General features: G+C 62.6%; 1 protein-coding gene. It reads left to right on the forward strand.

Annotated features, from left to right (window positions below):
• Positions 1-893, forward strand: an 893-nt coding sequence (locus NW837_RS14120) for a glutamate synthase-related protein (RefSeq protein WP_414332229.1), incomplete at both ends; no start/stop codon positions are given.

Here is an 893-nt window from a genome sequence, read left to right on the forward strand (position 1 = left end):
CGCCATTGAGGCAGGGCTGCTCAAGATTCTTTCCAAAATGGGCATTTCTCTGCTCTCCAGCTACCACGGGGCGCAGATTTTCGAGGCCATTGGCCTGAGCCAAGAGGTGATCGATCTGGCCTTCCGCGGCACGGTGTCGCGGGTGGGAGGCATGACGCTGGCGGATCTGGCCCGCGAGGGCATGGTGAATCACCAGCGGGCCTTTCCCGAACTCACCTCGAAAAAGCTGGAGAACTTTGGCTTTATCCAGGCGCGGCCCAAAGGCGAATACCACATCAACAGTCCAGAAATGGCCAAACTGCTGCACAAGGCCATCGAATCGGGTCAGCCTGCCCACTATGAGATCTACAGGGCGCACCTGCGCAGCCGCACCCCCACCGCGTTGCGAGACCTGCTGGATTTCCGCAGCGACCGGGATCCCATCCCCCTGGAGGAAGTGGAACCGGCATCGGAGATTTTCAAACGCTTTGCCACAGGTGGGATGTCCTTGGGGGCCCTCAGCCGCGAGGCCCACGAGACCCTGGCCATTGCCATGAACCGCATCGGCGGCAAGTCCAACTCCGGTGAAGGCGGGGAAGATCCGGAACGATACCTCCCCATCACCGATGTAGGCCCAGATGGCACCTCGGCCCGCTTTCCCCACCTGAAGGGGCTGCGCATGGGGGACAACGCCAGCTCGGCGGTGAAGCAGGTGGCCTCGGGCCGCTTTGGCGTGACACCGGAGTATTTGCTCAACGCGCGGCAAATTGAGATCAAAATTGCCCAGGGGGCCAAGCCGGGCGAGGGCGGGCAACTGCCGGGCAAAAAGGTCAGCCCCTACATCGCCAAGCTGCGCCGCTCCAAGCCGGGGGTGACCTTGATCTCGCCGCCGCCCCACCACGACATCTACTCCA

Origin of the sequence: Synechococcus sp. R6-10 (assembly GCF_047461815.1) — a bacterium.
In the GTDB taxonomy this organism is placed as follows: Bacteria; Cyanobacteriota; Cyanobacteriia; order Thermostichales; family Thermostichaceae; genus Thermostichus.